This is a genomic window from Sphingorhabdus pulchriflava (genome assembly GCF_003367235.1).
Lineage (GTDB): Bacteria > Pseudomonadota > Alphaproteobacteria > Sphingomonadales > Sphingomonadaceae > Sphingorhabdus_B > Sphingorhabdus_B pulchriflava.
This window is the reverse complement of sequence record NZ_QRGP01000002.1, coordinates 85,304-103,905: the sequence shown is the minus strand read 5'-3', so window position 1 is coordinate 103,905 and position 18,602 is coordinate 85,304. Positions and strand designations below refer to the sequence as shown.

The following is an 18,602-nucleotide window of genomic DNA, read 5'->3' as shown; positions in this document are numbered from 1 at the left end:
GCCCCCAGCCCCGCTCAGGCGGCCTTGCCGTGCAGCGTATCCATGCTGACTGCGGTGCCCGCCTCAATCTCGGCGGCCTTCGCCTCGACCAGCTTGACGATATGGCCGATCATGTCGGCATCTTCCACATGATGGTCGGTGACGCCTGATAGATAGACCATATGCTTGCCATTACCGCCGCCCGTAATGCCGATGTCGGTCTCGCGCGCCTCGCCGGGGCCGTTGACGACGCAGCCGAGCACCGAGAGCGACATCGGCGTTTTGATATGTTGCAACGCGTCCTCGAGTTTCTGCACGGTGCGGATCACGTCAAAGCCCTGCCGCGCGCAGGACGGGCAGGAGACGACCCGGACGCCGCGGGTGCGCAGGCCGAGGGTCTTCAGGATTTCGTAGCCAACGCGGACTTCTTCTTCGGGCTCTGCCGAAAGGCTAACGCGGATGGTATCGCCAATGCCGGCCCAGAGCAGATTGCCGATACCGAGCGCGGACTTCACCGTGCCGCCGATCAAGCCACCCGCCTCGGTAATGCCGAGGTGCAGCGGGCAGTCGACCGCTTCAGCCAACCCCATATAGGCAGCAACCGCGAGGAAGACGTCGGAGGCCTTCACTGCAACCTTATATTCGTGGAAATCGCGATCCTGCAGCAGCTTGATATGGTCGAGCGCGGATTCGATCAGTGCCTCCGGGCAGGGCTCACCATATTTTTCGAGCAGGTCTTTTTCGAGTGAGCCCGCATTCACGCCGATACGGATCGCGCAGCCATTGGCCTTCGCCGCATTGACGACTTCGTTCACGCGTTCGGCACTACCGATATTGCCGGGGTTGATACGCAGGCACGCTGCCCCCGCATCCGCCGCCTCGAGCGCCCGCTTGTAATGGAAATGGATGTCGGCAACGACAGGCACGCGGGCTGCGCGGACAATCTGCTTGAGCGCAGCGGTGCTTTCGACATCGGGGCAGGAGACGCGGATGATATCGACGCCCGCATCTTCGCACCGGCGGATCTGGTCGATTGTCGCCTTGGCGTCAGATGTAAGGGTGTTGGTCATGGTCTGCACCGCAATCGGCGCATCGCCGCCAATGGGGACCGAACCAACCATGATCTGGCGGGATTGACGACGCGCGATATCGCGCCAGGGGCGTATGGAAGACATGAGGGTGATATAGGGTTGCTTGGCGTGCGGGGCAATCTTTGCAATCGCCCTCATCAAAGTAACGCCTGGTCGCCCTGCCTTTTGGCATATGCCATTGTTAATATGTGATTTTTACATTTGACTCTCGGTTACAAGAGGCGCAGCCTCCGCGCTCCTTGTCCTCAACCGGATATCTGGGTCGCCCGAACTGGCGGCAAGGTGGGGTGCTCCGGATTTCGGAGCCGATAAGAGGAGGAAAGTCATGCGTAAGTCTATGCTTGCGGCGTTGATCGCCGTGCCCTTGATGCTGTCTGTTGCAACACCTGCAGCCGGACAAAATTCACCCTTCACGCCCGGGGATTATGAAGATGTTGGTATGATCGACGTCAGCGATGGTGGCGGCTATGAATATGCTATGTTCCTGGCCAATACATGGCGCAAGAATCAGGAGTTCGCAAAGTCCAAGGGCTGGATTACCGGCTATCAGGTGCTCGCCAATGTGAACGCGCGTCCGGGCGAACCGGACCTGTATCTTGTCACATCCTATTCGACGATGCCGGATGCTGCCGAAGAAGAAAAACGGGCAGCGGCCTATCGCGAATTCATGAAGCAGACCGATGCACAAATGGAAGCGGCATCAGGAGACCGGGCAAAATACCGTACGGTGATGGGGTCCTTCCTGCTGCGCCAACTCAACTTCAAATAACCACATATGGCGGGCGCGCTTGCAGCGCCCGCCTTTTACCAGCTATGCGAATCGCATGAGCTGGAAGAGAGAGATCGAGAATCTGCGCGCACGCGAAGTGCTGGCAGAGAAAATGGGGGGCGAGGAGAAGCTCGCACGACAGCACGGGCAAGGAAAGCTCGATGCACGCGAACGGTTGAAGCGCCTGCTCGACCCCGGCAGTTTCCGCGAGATCGGCAAGATTGCCGGGCGCGGTACCTATGACGAAGCGGGCGAACTCACTGACTTCGCACCATCCAATTTCATCTTCGGGCGCGGCCAGATCGATGGCCGTCCGGTGGTTGCTTCGGCTGACGACTTTACGGTGCGCGGCGGAGCCGCGGATGCGGCGCTGCACCGCAAATTCGTCCAGTGCGAGAAGATGGCGCACACCATGGGCCTGCCGCTAATTCGGATGATCGATGGCACCGGTGGTGGCGGTTCGGTCAAGACGCTCGAAGATACGGGCTATACCTACGTTCCGGTAACGCCGAGCTGGGAAGACATCATCAAGAATCTCGAGACGGTTCCCGTGGTCGCGCTCGCACTCGGGCCAACGGCGGGGATGGGGGCCGCCCGCACCGTTGCCAGCCATTACTCAATCATGGTCAAAGGGCTGAGCCAGTTGTTCGCTGCCGGCCCGGTGGTCGCCGCGCAGATCGGCGACGAACTATCCAAGGAAGAACTGGGTGGCAGCGAGATCCACGCGCGCAACGGCGTGGTCGACGAGGAGGTCGCGAGCGAGGACGAAGCCTTTGTCTATGCCCGGCGTTTCCTGTCCTACCTGCCGCCTTCGGTTGGCAAGCTAGCCGCACGCACGGCCTGCACTGATCCCATCGACCGGCGCGACGAAAAATTGCTCTCGATTGTCCCGCGGGAAGACAAGCAGGTCTATTCGATGCGCGCTGTGATGAGCTCGGTTTTCGACAAGGGGTCGGTGTTTGAAATGGGCAAACGCTGGGGCCGTGCGGCGATCACCGCCTTTGCGCGGCTCGATGGCTGGCCGGTCGCGGTGCTCGCCAGCGATCCGACCTTTCTGGGCGGATCGTGGGAGGCGTTAACCAGCCAGAAGGTGAAGCGCTTTGTCGAATTTGCCGAGCAGTTCAAACTTCCGGTGGTGCATCTGGTGGATAACCCCGGCTTCATGGTCGGGCTGGAGGCCGAACGCACCGGCACGATCCGATACGGGGTCGAAGCGATGAACGCGGTGTACAAGGCGACCGTACCCTGGGCCTCGGTGATCGTGCGCCGCGCCTATGGTATCGCCGGCAGCGCGATGTCGAATGGCGAACGCTTTCAATATCGCTTCGCCTGGCCATCAGGCGATTGGGGCAGTCTGCCGATCGCGGGTGGGCTTGAGGCGGCCTATAAATCGGAGATTGCGGCAGCCGACGATCCAGCGGCAAAGCTGGAGGAGATCAAGGCGAGGCTAAACGCCGTCACCTCCCCCTTCCGCACCGCCGAGAAGTTCAATGTCGAGGATATCATCGACCCGCGCGATACACGGCCGTTGCTGTGCGAATATGCCAATCTGGCCTGGGCCAAGTTGGGCGTGGCTTAGCTACCCCAGCGCCACTTCCAGCCGCCCTCGGTACGCGCAGCATAAATCGGCAGGGGCGCAATGCCTGCGAGTAGGATCAGCGGGAAAGCCAGCGCGGGGCGATCTCCGAGACCGAGTGCCAGCCCGACGATCAAAGCCATATGCGAGAATAGCAAAACCCAGCCCTGCCATTTGAACGGCAACCCGGCACCATAGCCATAGCGCTTGGCCCGGAACCAGGGGCCTTTGTCGAAAAACAGATGCACCATGGATATTCTCCTTTATTGTACTTTCAGGTCTATTCGTACCCAGAATCTTCTTTGGCAGGCGGGCGACCACGGCGCGGTCCTGCGGTTATGCCAACTTTCACTCCGCGCCGCTCGAGCGCCTCGCGGAGCAACACCTCGACCTGCGCATTCACGCTCCGGAAATCGCCCGCCGCCGCCCGCTCGATCGCGGCATAAAGCGCCGGATCGAGACGAAGTGGAAAGGCTTTTTTGGCCGAGGGCTTGGACTCCTTTGGCATCGTCAGCTTACTGGTAAAGCGAGCCTGTGTTGACCACCGGCTGGGTATCCCGTTCGCCGCACAGCACAACCATCAGGTTCGAGACCATCGCTGCCTTGCGTTCGTCATCAAGATGCACCACATCCTTTTCCGAAAGCTGGTGCAGTGCCATTTCAACCATGGTGACGGCACCTTCGACCAACTTCTTGCGTGCGGCGATGACGGCTTCGGCCTGCTGGCGACGCAGCATGGCACCAGCAATTTCCTGCGCATAAGCAAGGTGGGTGAAGCCGCATTCGTCGACGGTGATACCGGCAACGGCGAGCCGTTCCATCAGCACGGTTCGCAATTCGGCGCCGACCTCATCATGGTTGCCGCGGAGCGTGACTTCCTTATGCTCGATATCGTCATAGGGGTAACGCGAGCCGATGGTCCGCACCGCAGCCTCGATCTGCGCGAGCACGAACGCCTTATAATCATCGACATCGAACAGCGCCTGTGCAGTATCGGTGACGCGCCAGACAACCTGTGCCGCGATCTCGATCGGGTTACCGCGCAGGTCGTTGACCTTGATCTTTTCCGAAATCAGGTTGTTGGCGCGAACCGAAATCTTGGTCGAGGTCATCCACGGCCAGACCCAGCGCAGGCCTTCCTTGCGGTCAGTGCCTTGATAGGAACCGAACATCGTGATCGACGCTGCCTGGTTGGGCTGCAACATATAGAAGCCTGAAGAGGCGATGGTAAAGGCGACGAACCAGCCAACACATGCCCCGATATTGCCTATTCCGCCCTGCATCTCGATGGCACGAAAGATCGACCAGATAAAAATACCCAGAAGCACCAGAGCCACAGCGAACATCAGATAGCCACTATATGTGCGTGCGCCGCGTTCCTTGCTGGCGTTTAATGAAACCGAATCAGACATGATGCCCTCCAATTAAATATGATATCATATTTATATCAAACTCGGAGTGGCGCAAGCGGAATCTGAACGTGCGATCCGAAGCCCATAACCGCTTGTTTCAGGACCCGTTCACAGGCACATTCGCGGTAGAGAAAGGGGTTTCACATGCAGGATTTCAAAACAGCCACCAGCCGGAGAGACTTGATTCGCGGAGGCGCAATGTTGGCGAGTGGGGCGATGCTGATGCGGCCCACCACCGTGCTTGCTGCCGATTCAAATATGGCCGCAATCCGCAAGGCGGCCGAGGCCGGACGCGACGCCTCTTTGAAACGCATCCGCGACTGGATCGCTTTGCCCTCGATAGCCGCCGAGAACCGGAGTATGAAAGAGGGTGCCGAATATATGGCAGAGCTTGCCCGCGATGCCGGTTTCCAGCATGTCGAGATTGTCCCCACAGACGGCCATCCGGGCGTATTCGCCACGCTCGATGCCGGGGCGAAGCGCACGCTCGGCATCTATTTCATGTACGACGTAAAGCAATATGACCCCGCCGAATGGAGCTCGCCACCGCTCGAAAGCCGGATGGTCGACAAGCCCGGGCTGGGCAAGGCAATTGTAGGGCGCGGAGCGGTCAACCAGAAAGGACCCGAAGCAACCTTCCTTGCCGCCTTGCACGCCATTCGAGCGGCTGGGCGCAAATTGCCAGTAAACATCGTCCTTATTTGTGAGGGCGAGGAAGAGATCGGATCGCCGCATTTTAAGCAAGTCGCAACCAAGCCCAATGTCCTTGCTGCCTTGCGCAAATGCGAAGGCATTTTCATTCCGGCAAGTTGGCAAGACGGGCAGGGCAATGTGCAGGTCAATCTCGGCTCCAAAGGCATCATCGAGCTTGAGCTGGTCGCTTCCGGCGAGAAATGGGGTAAGGGGCCAAAGGGCGATATCCATAGCAGCCTGAAAGCCATGGTCGATTCACCCAGCTGGCGGCTAGTGCAGGCATTGCAAACGCTGGTTACACCCGATGGTAACACCCCGGCTATCGAAGGTTGGTTCGAAAATGTCCGTCCGCTGACCGAGCGCGAAAAGGCGTTGATCGGCGAAATCGCCAAATCGGCGGACGAAGCGCAGCAGAAAAAACTGCTCGGCGTTACCCACTGGATCGATGGCCTACCCTATGACAAGGCGTTGGAGCGGTTGGCGCAGGAACCCACGGTGAATATCGAAGGGCTGGTTGCAGGCTATACCGGCCCAGGGGGAAAGACGGTGCTACCCGGCAAGGCGGTCGCCAAGCTTGACTTGCGACTGGTGCCCAACCAGACTCGCGCCGAAGCCGAGCGCAAATTGCGCGCGCATCTCGACAAACATGGCTTTGCCGACGTCGAGGTCAATGTCAGCGGCGGTTATGACCCGACCGAGGTTTCGGAAGACAGCCGCCTGATCAAGACCATGCTCGCCACTTATGCCCATGCAGGCGTGAAGGCGACACTCAACCCACGCATCGCAGGCAGCTGGCCGGGGGCGACTTTTACCGCACCTCCGGTATCGATACCCGCCGGGCATTTCGGTATGGGCCATGGATCAGGGGCGCATGCACCGGACGAATATTATCTGATAGAATCCTCCAATCCCAAAGTTGCAGGACTGGTCGAGGCAACGATGGGTTATGCCGATTTCCTGTATCAATTGGCGGCCATCAAATAGGTTAAACGATAAAGGGCGGGGAAATCCCCGCCCTTTACTTCCTACTTTGTCGTTTCCGCCGGAAGCGGGAAGCCCCGTTTCTGCATGATATATTTGACGTCCGGATCGCGCCCACGGAAAGCGCGATAGGCTTCAATGCGATCCGATTCATTGCCGGTTGAGAGCAGCATCGAGCGGAAGCGCTCGGCCGTTTCCTTGTCCCAGACATCGCCCTTTTCGGCGAAGGCTGCCCAGGTGTCGGCATCCATCGTTTCAGACCAGAGATAGCTGTAATAGCCAGCGGAATAGCCGTCTGACGAGAAGAGGTGGTTAAACTGCGGCAAGCGGTGCCGCATCACCATTTCCTTGGGCATGCCGATCTTGGCGAGCGCTTCTTTCTCGAATGCGCGCGGATCGGTGACGGGTTCCTTGCGGTGGTGCAGCATCATGTCGAGAATCGCACTCGACAGATATTCGACCGTGGCAAAACCCTGATTGAAAGTGTCGCTCGCCTTGATCTTGTCGACCAGTGCCTGCGGGATCGGTTCGCCAGTTTCCGCATGCTTGGCATAGGTGTTGAGAATATAGGGCGTCAGCAACCAATTCTCGTTCACTTGACTGGGATATTCCACGAAGTCGCGCGGTGTGTTGCCAAGGCCGGGCCAGGTGATGTCGTAGTTCAGATAATGAATTGCGTGACCAAATTCATGGAACAGTGTCGAGGCATCATCAATGCTGATCAGCGTCGGCTTGCCGCCCGCACCCTTCACGAAATTATTGTTGTTCGACGCGAGCGTGATGTTGTTCTTGCCCGAGAGCTTGAACTGGTCGCGATAGGTTGTCATCCACGCGCCTGAACGCTTGCCAGCGCGAGCGAAGTTATCAAGGTAGAAGAGCCCGATCACCTTGCCGTCGCGCTTCACCTCGAAAGTGCGCACTTCGGGTTCGAATACCGGCACGGTTCCGGTATTCTCGGTGAAGCTCATGCCATACAGCTTGCCAGCCGCATCGAACATCGCCGCGACCATATTGTCGAGCTGGAAATAGGGCTTCAATTCATTCTGGTCGAGGTCGTACTTCGCCTTGCGGACCTTCTCCGCATAATAGCGATAGTCCCAAGGCTCGATGGTGATGCCGGCCTTTTCCTTGTCGGCAATCCCCTGCATGTCGGCGACCTCTTCCTTGACCCGTGCGACCGCCGCAGGCCAGACCTTCATCATCAGGTCCATCGCCTTTTCAGGCTCCTTCGCCATCGTGTCGGCCATACGGTAATGCGCATGGGTTTCGAAGCCGAGCAGCTCGGCGCGCTGTTGGCGCAGCTTCAGGATTTCGGCGATGGTCGCATTGGTATCATTGGCATCGCCATTGTCCCCGCGCATGGTGAAGGCGCGCCAGATTTTCTCGCGCAAGTCGCGACGTGGCGAGTTTTCAAGGAATGGCTGTATTGCAGAGCGGGTGTTGGCAACAGCCCATCCTGTCTTGCCCTTGGCTTCCGCCGCCGCTTTCAGTGAAGCGACAAAGCTGTCAGGCAGCCCAACAACATCGGCGGGATCGGTGAGCAAAATGTAGGTTTCCTCGTCCGCCAGAACCTTATTCTGGAATTCTGAGAATTGTTTGGCGATATTGGTTTCGATCTCGATCAATTCGGCTTTTTTGGCAGAATCGAGCATCGCGCCGTTGCGCACCAAGCCATCATAGGTGCGTTCGAGCAAACGCATCTGGGCATTGTCGAGGCCAAGATTGGCGCGTTCCTGATACAGATATTGAACCCGCTGGAACCAGCGCGCATCGAGCTGAAGCTCGTTGAAAAACGCACTGATCTTTGGTTCCCACTCCGCCTGGATTTTGCGGATTTCGGGATTGGACAGGTTAGAGCTGTGCACACCCCAGATTGAAAACAGCCGGTTGACCGAGGCCCCAGCGAGTTCGTTGGCCTTGATGGTGTTATCAAAGGTTACCGGGGCAGGGTTGGTCAAAATCACTTCGAATTCGGCCTTAGTCTGCTTCATTGCTGCGTCAAAGGCGGCCGGAAAATCCGCAGGCTTGACCTTGTCCCAAGGCGGTACGCCGTCATAGGGCCCCGTCCAGGGATCTAGTATGGCCGATGCGGGTGCCGGGCTGGTCACGGCCGCCTTCTTTGTTTCAGCCAAAGCGGGCATTGGTGCCCCCATCAATATCAGCGCCGGAACCGACCATAAAAACTTTCCCTTTTTCACATGCAATCTCCTGAAACTCGTGTGCAGCTAAAGTTCCAGCGCGATAACGGCTGGACAAGCTGCTCCATATTGGAGAAATGCGTCTTTGGGTGGTGGTTCGCAAGAGCCGATTTGGCTCGCAGCCACAAAAAGGGGAGCCTGCCACCCATGCCCGGACATTATTCAAACCAACGGCGGTTTTCAGCCGCCATAGTCGCATCGCCTGTTGCCCGCGCGCAAGAACTCGAAAAACTGGTGGCGGAATGCGGCTGCCTGTTGCGCCATTTTGGTGAAGAGTGTGACTTTCTGCTGATTGCCCGGCACTCCGAAACGGAGGCAGATAGAGGCGATTGGTCCGATATAGCCGGTTATCTCAACGCCAATGATGCAGAAGCACTTATATGGTCGGATCTGGAAGGGCTCGATGACGCCTATGCGGCACTTCCTACCGAACGGTGCCATTTTCTGGTCGATACGGCCGACTGGCAGGCGGTGGCGATTTTGACCGGGGTCAGCAAGCAGGCGCGTGCAGGCAAGTTGCACGACCTCAGCCGCGACCACGAGCTTGTTACATTGCACCAGATTAGCGGCGAACTAGCCGATTTTGCGCGAACACTGGCCCGGATCGCCGAGCAGGATGCAAGCAGTTCGGCCGTGGTCCGGGACAAGCCCGTGAGCTTTCGTCCGGCCCCCCAAGGGTTATTCGATGGCTTCAGCAAGGCTCATGCCCGCACGAACAGCAGTGTCGCTGGACGAATCCGGGCGATCATAAAGCAGCGCCGTCTGCGCGAACGCTATTTCGACGCCGCTTTGTTCGCCGATCCCGGTTGGGACATATTGCTCGATCTTTATGCTGCGCAGGAAGAAGGCTCGCAGGTTTCGGTTTCGAGCCTGTGCATCGCCGCTTCGGTCCCTCCAACCACGGCGTTGCGCTGGATATCCAACATGACCCAGGCCGGAATGCTTGTGCGCGTGCAAGACCCGGAAGACGCCCGCCGAGTTTTTATCGAGCTGTCGCCGACGACAAAAGAGCGGCTCGATTCCTATTTCGAAGCCGTATCCGAGATGCAGACAACACCAATTTGACTTGCCACGCGGCCTCGCCTTTGGCAAAGGCGGCTGCCTGAACCTGATGGGGCGCTTAGCTCAGTTGGTAGAGCATCTCGTTTACACCGAGAGGGTCAGCGGTTCGAGCCCGTTAGCGCCCACCAGGTTCATCAGTCTGTTGTTCATCCAACAGAAAGCATCAGGAGCGCAATCTGCTGCGATGAGAGGGAAAGGGAACCTAGTGAAATGCGTAGCCATTGCTTTGGCAATGCCCGCATTTGCCTCACCAGCATTCGCAACCCACGCACCGGTGTTGTTCAAGCCTGTCAAAACGCAACCCATATTGCTGGCAAAAGAGCGCGCTGATCGCGAATCGTCAACCGATAACAAACCACTGTTCTGCCGCCCGGCGATCAAGCCAATGTCGGAAGGCCGTGTCAACCGCAGCACAAATTGCCCCAAACCACGCCCGATCCTGATGTAAATGCGGCCTAGCTCGCTTCGTCGAGCAACCCGGCGATTTCCGCATCATCCCATTCGACGCCACCGACCACCCGCCAGACCTCTCTGCCCTGGCTGTTGTATAAAATCGTGGTTGGAAGCGCGATTGTTCCCCCCACAGCAGAAGACAGCCGGTTTTCGCGGTCGATGAAGGGTTCGAGATTGGTTATTTGCGCCGATTCGAAAAAGCTACGCACTGGCTTTCGTCCCTGTAGATCCTGTGAAACCGCGATGACCGTCATCTTCCCTTCCTCGAGCGCAGCCAGTGCGTCGAGTGTCGGCATCTCCGCTTTGCAGGGAGCGCACCATGTCGCCCACAAATTCACCAGCATAGGTCGTCCCGCATAGTCAGACAGCGCAACTTCACGGCCATCGGCACCATAGAAAATAGCTTCAGGTGCTGCGCGACCAGCGAATCGGTAACTGAGCTCCGCCTTCAGCCCGCTTTCACTCTCCAGCCCAAAGCGCGGTTTGCCCGACTCTTGCGCCACTTCGGGTTCCGCTTGCCCCGAACCCGCACTTTGCCTATCGCAGCCGCCTAGAAGCAGCGGTGCGACCAGAAAAAGGACCGGGATCATTAGTCGCGACAAATCTAACTCCAGCAGCATGTGGGGCGGCCGGTTCGGCGCGGGCCCCGCAGAGGTGATGCGCGAGATAAACGCCTCCATCCCGGTCGACAAGCGGCTTTGGCGCCAGGACATTGCGGGCAGCAAGGCGCATGCCCGCATGCTCGCCGCACAAGGCATAATGACCGCAGCCGATGTCGATGCAATTATTGAGGGCCTCGACACTATCGAACGCGATTATGAAGCCAACGGTGTGCCCGAGCATATCGAGCTCGAAGACATCCATATGCAGGTCGAAAGCCGTTTGAAGGACCTGATCGGCGAAGCCGCCGGTCGGCTTCATACAGCCCGCTCGCGCAACGATCAGGTTGCGACGGATTTTCGTCTTTGGGTGCGTGGGGCTTGCGCAGAAGTCGACAAGTCGATCGCCGGGCTGCAATCGGCATTGGTCGACCGCGCCGCTGAACATGCAGACAGCATCATGCCCGGCTTCACCCATTTGCAGGTCGCACAGCCGGTTACACTTGGGCATCATCTGTTGGCCTATTTTGAAATGGCAAAACGCGACCGCAGCCGCTTCGCCGACTGCGCGCGGCGGCTGAACCAGTCACCGCTAGGCTCGGCAGCGCTAGCTGGCACATCCTTCCCGATTGACCGTAATGCGACGGCCCGCGCACTTGATTTCGACGCTCCGACAGCGAACAGCATGGACGGGGTGTCCGACCGCGATTTTGCCGTAGAGTTTCTCGGTTGCGCGGCACAAACCGCAATCCACTTGTCGCGACTGGCCGAAGAAATCGTCCTCTGGGCGTCCCAACCTTTCGGATTTATCAAGCTGCCTGATGCCTGGTCGACGGGTAGCTCAATCATGCCGCAGAAACGCAATCCCGATGCTGCCGAACTGATTCGCGGCCATGCAGGGCGAATTATCGGTGCCTTCACAAGCCTTATGGTGACGATGAAGGGCCTGCCGTTGACCTATTCAAAGGATATGCAGGACGACAAGGCCCCATTGTTCGAAGCTTTTGACCTGCTCGACCTCTGCCTGGCCGCGATGACCGGGATGATCGGTAGCGTGGCTTTTGATACCGAACGGATGCGCGCCGTCGCAGCAACCGGTTTCTCCACCGCAACCGATCTGGCCGACTGGCTGGTGCGCGCGCACGGCATTCCATTCCGCGAGGCGCATCACATCACGGGATCCGCGGTCAAGCTTTGCGAAGCGCGCGGTGCCGGCTTGGAACTGCTGACACCAGCCGATCTTGCCGAAATAGATTCGCGCCTTAATGGCGCTGCGCTGCCCGATCTGTCAGTCGAGGGTTCGGTTGCCAGCCGCACCAGTACTGGTGGTACAGCACCGGTTCGGGTAAGGGAAGCCATCGAAGTGGCCCGACGGGAACTGGCAGGATGAAGTATCGCAAAGCTCTCATAATTGCTCTTTCGGCGCTCGCCGTAGCCGGATGCGGTAAAATGGGTGACTTGGAACCCAAGGCTGGACAAGCCATGCCCGCCAAGGCCTATGGCCAGTCCGAAGCACCGGGTGCCGAAGAACTTAGCGCGCCATCGGTACAGACTCGACCGGGACGCAGCGACGAATTGATGCGTCGATCCGAACGGCGACGCGACGATCCATTCGATCTTCCCCCGGGTGAAACAGCCGACGGCGATAGCGAAGAACCCGCGGCCGCACCCAGCCTTCTCAAACCAGAATAACCGGACTCCCATGGACCATTTCCACTTGATTGATGGCGTGATGCACGTCGAAAACGTGCCGCTGACGACCATCGCCGACGAGGTTGGATCGCCTGTCTATGTCTATTCACAGGCAACGCTGGTTCGCCACGCACAGGTTTTTCGCGAAGCGCTAACCAAGGCAGGGATTGAAAATCCGCATATTGCTTTTGCAATCAAGGCAAACCCGAATTTGGCTGTTCTCAAAGTGTTGGCGGGCGAGGGCTATGGCGCCGATGTCGTTTCCGCTGGTGAAATGAACCGCGCACTCGCGGCTGGTGTTCCTGCCAAAGATGTCGTCTTTTCCGGAGTCGGCAAAAGTGCCGACGAAATGGTCGCTGCGTTGAAAGCCGGCATCGGCCAGTTCAATATTGAATCTGAAGAAGAAGGTCGCGAGCTGGCAACCATTGCCGAAACCCTCGGATACAGAGCGGATTGCGTTTTGCGCATCAACCCCGATGTCGATGCACAGACCAACGCCAAGATTTCGACAGGCAAAGCAGAGAATAAGTTTGGCCTTGGGCTGCATCAGGCACCTGCGATCTATGCACGATTGGCAGCACTGCCAGGCTTGAATATGCGCGGCGTAGCGCTGCATATCGGAAGCCAGTTGCTCAACCTGGAACCGCTCGAAACGGCGTTTGGCAAGATTGGCAAACTGATCGCCGATTTGCGCAATTCCGGGCATAGCATCACCCATGTCGATCTGGGTGGAGGGCTTGGCGTTCGCTATAAGGAAGGCGATCATCCCCCGCATCCCGATGAATATGGCGAAATGGTCGCGCGCGCGACCAAGGGCTGGAATGTGCAACTGATGTTTGAACCGGGTCGGGTCATCTGCGGCAATGCAGGTGTGCTTGTCACCAAGGTGATCCGAGTAAAACCCGGATCGGGCAACGTGCCTTTCGTTATCGTGGACGCAGCAATGAACGATTTGGCTCGACCAGCGCTCTACGACGCATGGCACGATTTTGAGGCGGTCGAACCTACCGGCGAACGTTTCACCGCCAATATTGTCGGCCCAGTCTGCGAAACCGGCGATACATTTGCGATGGCGCGCGAGATTGATGCGGTTCGGCAAGGTGATCTTGCGCTATTCCGCACTTGCGGTGCCTATGGCGCAACAATGGCCAGCACTTATAACAGCCGCGGCCTCGTGCCCGAGGTGTTGGTCAGCGAAAACCGCTATGCGGTTGTGGCGGAACGGATCGTGCCAGCAACGATTCTCGAAGCCGAACATGTTCCCGACTGGCTGGCCTGATTAAGCGATGAATCAGTTGCCGCTCTTCGTCTCGATCCGCGGCAAGCCGGTCATATTGCTTGGGCAGGGCGATGCAGCCGATGCCAAAAGACGGCTTATCGAAAGAGCGGGTGGGCTCTGCGTTGACGAGGCTAATGCTGATGCGCGGCTAGCCTTTGTCGCAATCGAAGATCGAAACACTGCATCAGACGTCGCTTCGCGGCTGAAAGCCCGCAGCCTGCTGGTCAATGTCGTCGACCAACCCGATTTGTGCGATTTCACCACCCCCGCCATAGTCGACCGTGATCCGCTGCTGGTCGCCATCGGAACAGGTGGCGCTTCTGCTGGGCTGGCGAAGATGGTGCGGCAGGCGATCGAACGAATCCTGCCCGCCAGACTCGGGGAGCTCGCGTTGCGCTTGCAGTCGGCGCGTGACGCTGTCCGCGCGCGCTGGCCCGAAAGCGCAGACCGGCGGCGTCAGATCGACATGGCACTTGCCCCCGGTGGACCGCTCGACCCGCTCAAACCGGACAGCACCGATAATATTGATGAATGGCTGGAAAGGGGCAACGCCATGCCTGCTTCGGGTGCTGTGGTAATCGACCTAAACTCCTCTGACCCAGAAGACTTGACCCTTCGCACCGCGCGCTTGTTGGGTCAGGCTGACCATATCTACATTGACGGGCCAATTGGCGATGATCTGATCAACCGGGCGCGTGCTGATGCAGTGCGCCATGTTGGGAAACCATCAACCAACCTGCCATCCGGACTTGTCATCCACCTGCGGCTGCGCCACGGATTGGCCGATGATTGAAATTTCACGCGAAAACCCTCTGCTGTTTTTCGGTTGCGGAAATATGGGGCGGGCGATGCTCGATGGCTGGATCGCAGGGGGAATCGATCCAGCTGCTTTCGTCGTTGTCGATCCGGCAGCGCAGTCCCTTCCGGCAAATGTTGCACATTTTTCCGGTGCTGCTGAGTTGGGACGCAAAGTTTCCACTGCGCTGACGGCCGTCAAACCGCAAATCTTCGCGCAAATCGCAGGTCATCTCGAATCCGTGCTGACCGATGACGCGCTTGTGCTTTCCGTCATGGCTGGCGTTCGGGTCGAAACTTTACAGGCCAAACTGCCTGGTCGAGCTGTCGTCAGGTTGATGCCCAATCTCGCCGCTGCACTCGGCAAATCGCCGCTCGGCTTATTCGAAGCATCGGACGACGCTTCACTGCAAGCAGACGTCGAGAAACTGCTTTACCCGTTGGGCATAGCCGTGTGGATTTCGGACGAAACGTTGATGGATGCCGTCACCGCGCTAGCAGGGTCGGGACCGGCTTTTGTGTATCGCTTCATCGACGCGCTGGCTAAAGCAGGCGAGGCCATTGGTCTGGACCCCTCCGTCGCCGCTACATTGGCGAAAGCTATGATCGATGGGGCGGTGGATCTAGCGATTGGTTCAGATGCGAGTCCTGATGAACTTGCGCAGAGAGTCACCAGCCCGGGCGGTACCACGGCGGCGGGTTTGGCCGTGCTCGATTCGGGATTGCAGCGGTTGTTGAACGACACTCTGAAAGCCGCCCGTGATCGCGGTGTCGAATTGTCGAAACCCGATTGAACCCATGAAAAAGGCCGCAGTCCCAAGAGAAATGCGGCCCTTTTGATTTCGGCTGAATAGTATCAGCGATAGAAGATATGGTTGTCGATCGATCCAATGCGCTTCAGGCGCCAGCCGGGTGAAACATGGCGCGCGTGGAAGAACAGCGCGCCCTCAACCGGACTTTTCCAGCTATCGTCTAGCGCAATCTGGCTGATCGCAACAGCATTGCGCCAGTGCAGGCTGCCGGTGTTGATGGCAGGCATTCGTCCACCACGGACGAACGAGAACTGGCTCTTCTGGTAGACGACACCGCACAGCGAAGTGGGGAAACGACCCGACTTGGCGCGGGCCATCACAACGCGGGCGACGGCGAGCTGGCCTTCGAGCGACTCACCCTTCGATTCGAAGTATACAGCACCTGCAAGGCAGCGTTCTTCTGCGTCCAACTCGTCGGGCGCGCCATGTGCACGGACCAGTTCTGAAAGGCTGTCGGCCTTATTGATTTCTTTGTCCTCGGCAGCAGGCTCTACAACACGCACCTCAGCGTCCGACACTCCAGTGCCAGGGGTGAAAATCACATCGCCATTTGGAAGTTTGGTCACCGAAACTGTTCCGGTGGTCGCCGCAGTCAACGCGGCTTGGTCTGCTGCAAGGACGGTCGGATCAATCGCGATCGTCTGCGCTGACAATTTTTCGCCATTTGAAGCGCCGAATGCAAAACCGGCGTCCGAATAGGCAGCTCCGCCAAGTAGCGTGAGCGAAGCAACCGCAACAGGTGCGGTCTTGAGGAGGAATTTCATTATGTCAGTTCGTTGTGCGGCTGTGTCGCCAATGACGCGCGGTTGGTACTTTGCTTATATGTGCGTCAAATCTTCCACGTCCGACTTGCGTGTTTGCCTTGTTCCACCCCAGAACGTGCTAGCAACCTTCGCTATCTGTGCGCGCGCATTTATTGTGCATCGCAACAATGTCAATTCATAGATGCCAATATGTCGGTGAACCGTTCTGCAGACGGGACATCCAGTTCCAAAATCCAGATATCGGGGTCTCGCGTTGCCCGACGCTCCAAATATGTTGAAATTTTCTCTTCTTTTTCAATGGATTCTATAGTTATTTCGGACCATTCGCCTGGTCCGTCAAGACTTGGGAATCGTTCGAAAAGGGCCGGATTCAGCCCTTTTTCGCGCCGTAACAGCAGAATGGAACCCGAAGTCCTGTCACCCTTTCGCAATACGGCAGCGAAAGCTCCATGTGCCTCTGTTTGCCGGATCAGCGCGGATACCAGCATGTGTGAAGCGAGCCTGGGCTCTAACATCTGATTACGTCAAAGATGCCGTCAAGCGGCATCGCGCTCCTCGATCGGGCTCAGCAATGCGAAAAGTGCAGACCCATCACTTGCCCCGCGCAGCTGGTTGCAGCTGGCCTCGTCCCGGAACATGCGCGACACTTCGGCAAGCGCCTTCAGATGCGCGGCGCCATCGTTGACTGGCGAGAATAGCGCAAAGGCCAAATCCACCGGTTGATCATCAATCGCACCATATTCGACGGGGCGTGCCAGCCGTACAAATACACCGGCAGGCGAATCGAGACCATCCACCTTGCAATGCGGAATAGCGGTGCCGCCGCCAAAGCCTGTGGGGCCGAGGCGTTCCCGCTCCTGAAGGCCTTCAAGGGCGACAGCGGAATCAATGCCGTAATTTTTCGCGGCAATGCGTGCCAACGTTTCCATAAGGCTGTTTTTGTCGGCACATTCGACGTCAGCGACTACCGCGCCGTCAACCAGCCGTGAGGAGATGCGAATCATTATCTTTTCCTGTTGCTCCGGAGTGAAAATCCGAAGCAACTCCCAATTCATTGAACCAAATAAAGAAAATCGATAGAAAAGGCCTAATTCTAAGGTGTGGATTTCGGTTCAACCCACCCGATAGTGCCGTCTTCGCGGCGGTAAACCATATTATGGCGGCCAGTTCCAGCATTTTTGAAGAGCAGGGCCGGTGTATTGCGTAAATCCATGAGCATCACCGCATCCGACACGCTGGATTCCGGAATATCCACACTCATTTCGGCAACGATCACCGGTGCCTCGGGCGGCGGTGCTTCTTCGGCTACGTCGCCTGCATCAAAAACCGTATACGCCGCCTCTTCCTGCCTGAGTGCGTGCGCGACCTGCGCATGCCTGTCTTGCAGCCGGCGCATGTAGCGGCGCAACTGCTTCTCGATTTTCTCCGCAGCGCTGTCAAACGCCAGACGCGCGTCAGCGGCCTCAGCGCGCCCCTTTAGGATCAGGCCCTGCATGACATGGACGATGATATCACAACTAAACTTGTCGTGCGGTGCGCGCCCAACCGTTGCTTGCGCGGATAGGGCCTTGGCGAAATACTTGTCCTTGATGGCATTCAACCGTGTCTCGACATGGGTACGCAAGGCAGCGCCTGTATCCAGTTGATGTCCGGAAACCCTAATGTCCATGGTTGTTCTCCTTGCTGAAGGCCGCGCTCCACAGGGTGAGACAACGGCAAAAAACTATCAGGTCGCGGAATCGCGCCCGTTCCACAATGCATCCTTTATGGTTTCGACAAAGTTGCGATGCCGCACCAGTTCTTCGCTACTCGCCGCGTGCGGCCGTGGCGCGCGATAGATCCGGTCGGTCCGTATGAGTTCGATTCGAACCGTCGTATCACCTGCCGCACGGTCAGCGTCATCGACCAGGCCGAGTCCGATCTGGCGACCACCGGTCAGCTCTATATAAAGTTGAGCAAGCAATTCGGCGTCAAGCAAAGCACCATGTTTGGTGCGGTGACTGCGATCAATGCCGTAGCGGGTGCACAATGCGTCGAGTGAGAGTTTGGCGCCAGGGTGCTTTCCCCGCGCAATCGCTATCGTATCGACCATGCGGCCCATATCGACCGCTGGCCTACCACAACGCTGTAACTCCATATTCAGGAAACCGAAGTCAAAGCTCGCATTGTGCGCGACCAATGGACTGTCTCCCAGAAACTCAAGCAAATCGTCGGCTTTCGAAGAAAACAGACATTTGTCGGACAGGAACTTGTCCGACAATCCATGCACCGCTTCCGCTGCGGCTGGCATGGCACGTTCGGGGTTGAAATAGCAGTGAAAGGTGGTTCCGGTCATCACCCGACCGACCATTTCGATGCAACCAATCTCGACCAGCCTGTCTCCGGTGAGTGGATCGAAACCGGTGGTTTCGGTGTCGAAAATAATCTCTCGCATTCTACGGAATCAT

At 57.9% G+C, this 18,602-nt stretch carries 21 protein-coding genes and 1 tRNA gene; 11 read left to right on the top strand and 11 right to left on the bottom strand.

The genetic code is table 11. The features are described 5' to 3' along the window. Window positions 1-14 precede the first annotated feature (14 nt). On the bottom strand, window positions 15-1,154 hold the full coding sequence (gene ispG / locus DXH95_RS11210; RefSeq protein WP_115550150.1) for a flavodoxin-dependent (E)-4-hydroxy-3-methylbut-2-enyl-diphosphate synthase: 1,140 nt from the start codon (window positions 1,152-1,154) through the stop codon (window positions 15-17). Between the two features lie 241 nt (window positions 1,155-1,395). Here ispG and DXH95_RS11205 point away from each other — a divergent pair, with 241 nt between their 5' ends. Together DXH95_RS11205 and DXH95_RS11200 are read left to right on the top strand one after the other, a co-directional pair. Further along, window positions 1,396-1,839, top strand: a complete 444-nt coding sequence (locus tag DXH95_RS11205) for a hypothetical protein (RefSeq protein ID WP_115549631.1) — start codon at window positions 1,396-1,398, stop codon at window positions 1,837-1,839. Window positions 1,840-1,894: 55 nt separating this feature from the next. Further along, a complete protein-coding gene (locus tag DXH95_RS11200) occupies window positions 1,895-3,418 on the top strand; it encodes an acyl-CoA carboxylase subunit beta (RefSeq protein WP_115550149.1) in 1,524 nt (507 codons plus the stop codon). Here the strand turns inward: DXH95_RS11200 and DXH95_RS11195 are convergent. The 3 genes from DXH95_RS11195 to DXH95_RS11185 are packed head-to-tail and all read right to left on the bottom strand — an operon-like array spanning window position 3,415 to window position 4,827. Further along, window positions 3,415-3,666, bottom strand: coding sequence for a hypothetical protein (locus DXH95_RS11195; RefSeq protein WP_115549630.1), 252 nt, complete (start codon window positions 3,664-3,666; stop codon window positions 3,415-3,417). The genes DXH95_RS11200 and DXH95_RS11195 overlap by 4 nt on opposite strands. A 29-nt stretch (window positions 3,667-3,695) precedes the next feature. Beyond that, on the bottom strand, window positions 3,696-3,923 hold the full coding sequence (locus DXH95_RS11190) for a type II toxin-antitoxin system antitoxin (RefSeq protein ID WP_115549629.1): 228 nt from the start codon (window positions 3,921-3,923) through the stop codon (window positions 3,696-3,698). A gap of 7 nt (window positions 3,924-3,930) precedes the next feature. Continuing rightward, on the bottom strand, window positions 3,931-4,827 hold the full coding sequence (locus tag DXH95_RS11185; RefSeq protein ID WP_181883657.1) for an SPFH domain-containing protein: 897 nt from the start codon (window positions 4,825-4,827) through the stop codon (window positions 3,931-3,933). 144 nt (window positions 4,828-4,971) lie between these two features. Between DXH95_RS11185 and DXH95_RS11180 the strand changes: the two genes are divergently transcribed. Beyond that, window positions 4,972-6,504 carry a M20/M25/M40 family metallo-hydrolase gene (locus DXH95_RS11180; RefSeq protein ID WP_115549627.1) on the top strand — a complete coding sequence of 511 codons (1,533 nt, stop codon included), beginning with the start codon at window positions 4,972-4,974 and terminating at the stop codon, window positions 6,502-6,504. Between the two features lie 41 nt (window positions 6,505-6,545). Here DXH95_RS11180 and DXH95_RS11175 read toward each other — a convergent pair whose 3' ends face one another. Beyond that, window positions 6,546-8,699: a M3 family metallopeptidase gene (locus tag DXH95_RS11175; RefSeq protein ID WP_239016626.1), complete on the bottom strand. Its 2,154-nt coding sequence runs from the start codon at window positions 8,697-8,699 to the stop codon at window positions 6,546-6,548. Between the two features lie 147 nt (window positions 8,700-8,846). Between DXH95_RS11175 and DXH95_RS11170 the strand changes: the two genes are divergently transcribed. The 3 genes from DXH95_RS11170 (at window position 8,847) to DXH95_RS11160 (ending at window position 10,209) form a co-directional block, all read left to right on the top strand. Continuing rightward, complete coding sequence (locus DXH95_RS11170) at window positions 8,847-9,764, top strand: helix-turn-helix domain-containing protein (protein ID WP_115549626.1); 918 nt, start codon at window positions 8,847-8,849, stop codon at window positions 9,762-9,764. Window positions 9,765-9,813: 49 nt separating this feature from the next. Continuing rightward, window positions 9,814-9,889 (top strand) — tRNA-Val (locus DXH95_RS11165). A 104-nt stretch (window positions 9,890-9,993) separates the two neighbouring features. Further along, the gene (locus DXH95_RS11160) at window positions 9,994-10,209 is read left to right on the top strand and encodes a hypothetical protein (protein WP_115549625.1); all 216 of its coding nucleotides are present in this window, start codon (window positions 9,994-9,996) and stop codon (window positions 10,207-10,209) included. Between the two features lie 7 nt (window positions 10,210-10,216). On the opposite strand, the gene DXH95_RS11155 is transcribed toward DXH95_RS11160, so the two are convergent. Continuing rightward, a complete protein-coding gene (locus DXH95_RS11155) occupies window positions 10,217-10,804 on the bottom strand; it encodes a TlpA family protein disulfide reductase (RefSeq protein WP_115550147.1) in 588 nt (195 codons plus the stop codon). Between the two features lie 28 nt (window positions 10,805-10,832). On the opposite strand from DXH95_RS11155, the gene argH reads away from it, so the two are divergent. Genes argH through proC form a run of 5 tightly spaced genes read left to right on the top strand, consistent with a single transcriptional unit; the run spans window position 10,833 to window position 15,373 of the window. After that, window positions 10,833-12,203 carry an argininosuccinate lyase gene (gene argH, locus DXH95_RS11150; protein WP_181883656.1) on the top strand — a complete coding sequence of 457 codons (1,371 nt, stop codon included), beginning with the start codon at window positions 10,833-10,835 and terminating at the stop codon, window positions 12,201-12,203. Continuing rightward, window positions 12,200-12,505 (top strand): hypothetical protein, encoded by a 306-nt coding sequence (locus tag DXH95_RS11145; protein ID WP_181883655.1) that lies wholly within the window; start codon window positions 12,200-12,202, stop codon window positions 12,503-12,505. Before argH ends, DXH95_RS11145 begins: the two co-directional genes overlap by 4 nt. Before the next feature lie 10 nt (window positions 12,506-12,515). Next, window positions 12,516-13,784, top strand: a complete 1,269-nt coding sequence (gene lysA / locus DXH95_RS11140; protein WP_115549624.1) for a diaminopimelate decarboxylase — start codon at window positions 12,516-12,518, stop codon at window positions 13,782-13,784. A 7-nt stretch (window positions 13,785-13,791) separates the two neighbouring features. After that, window positions 13,792-14,577: a precorrin-2 dehydrogenase/sirohydrochlorin ferrochelatase family protein gene (locus DXH95_RS11135; protein ID WP_115549623.1), complete on the top strand. Its 786-nt coding sequence runs from the start codon at window positions 13,792-13,794 to the stop codon at window positions 14,575-14,577. Beyond that, window positions 14,570-15,373, top strand: a complete 804-nt coding sequence (gene proC, locus DXH95_RS11130; RefSeq protein WP_115549622.1) for a pyrroline-5-carboxylate reductase — start codon at window positions 14,570-14,572, stop codon at window positions 15,371-15,373. The genes DXH95_RS11135 and proC overlap by 8 nt, the downstream gene beginning before the upstream one ends. A 62-nt stretch (window positions 15,374-15,435) precedes the next feature. Here proC and DXH95_RS11125 read toward each other — a convergent pair whose 3' ends face one another. The 5 genes from DXH95_RS11125 to dnaQ form a co-directional block, all read right to left on the bottom strand. After that, entirely contained in the window at window positions 15,436-16,155 is a 720-nt protein-coding gene (locus tag DXH95_RS11125) for a cell wall hydrolase (protein WP_115549621.1), read from the bottom strand. Between the two features lie 170 nt (window positions 16,156-16,325). Continuing rightward, entirely contained in the window at window positions 16,326-16,643 is a 318-nt protein-coding gene (locus DXH95_RS11120) for a DUF1491 family protein (protein WP_181883654.1), read from the bottom strand. 48 nt (window positions 16,644-16,691) lie between these two features. Then, window positions 16,692-17,159: a PTS sugar transporter subunit IIA gene (locus DXH95_RS11115; RefSeq protein WP_115550145.1), complete on the bottom strand. Its 468-nt coding sequence runs from the start codon at window positions 17,157-17,159 to the stop codon at window positions 16,692-16,694. 89 nt (window positions 17,160-17,248) lie between these two features. Then, window positions 17,249-17,824 (bottom strand): ribosome hibernation-promoting factor, HPF/YfiA family, encoded by a 576-nt coding sequence (hpf, locus tag DXH95_RS11110; RefSeq protein ID WP_115549619.1) that lies wholly within the window; start codon window positions 17,822-17,824, stop codon window positions 17,249-17,251. Between the two features lie 57 nt (window positions 17,825-17,881). After that, window positions 17,882-18,589, bottom strand: a complete 708-nt coding sequence (dnaQ, locus tag DXH95_RS11105; RefSeq protein WP_115549618.1) for a DNA polymerase III subunit epsilon — start codon at window positions 18,587-18,589, stop codon at window positions 17,882-17,884. Window positions 18,590-18,602: the final 13 nt, after the last annotated feature.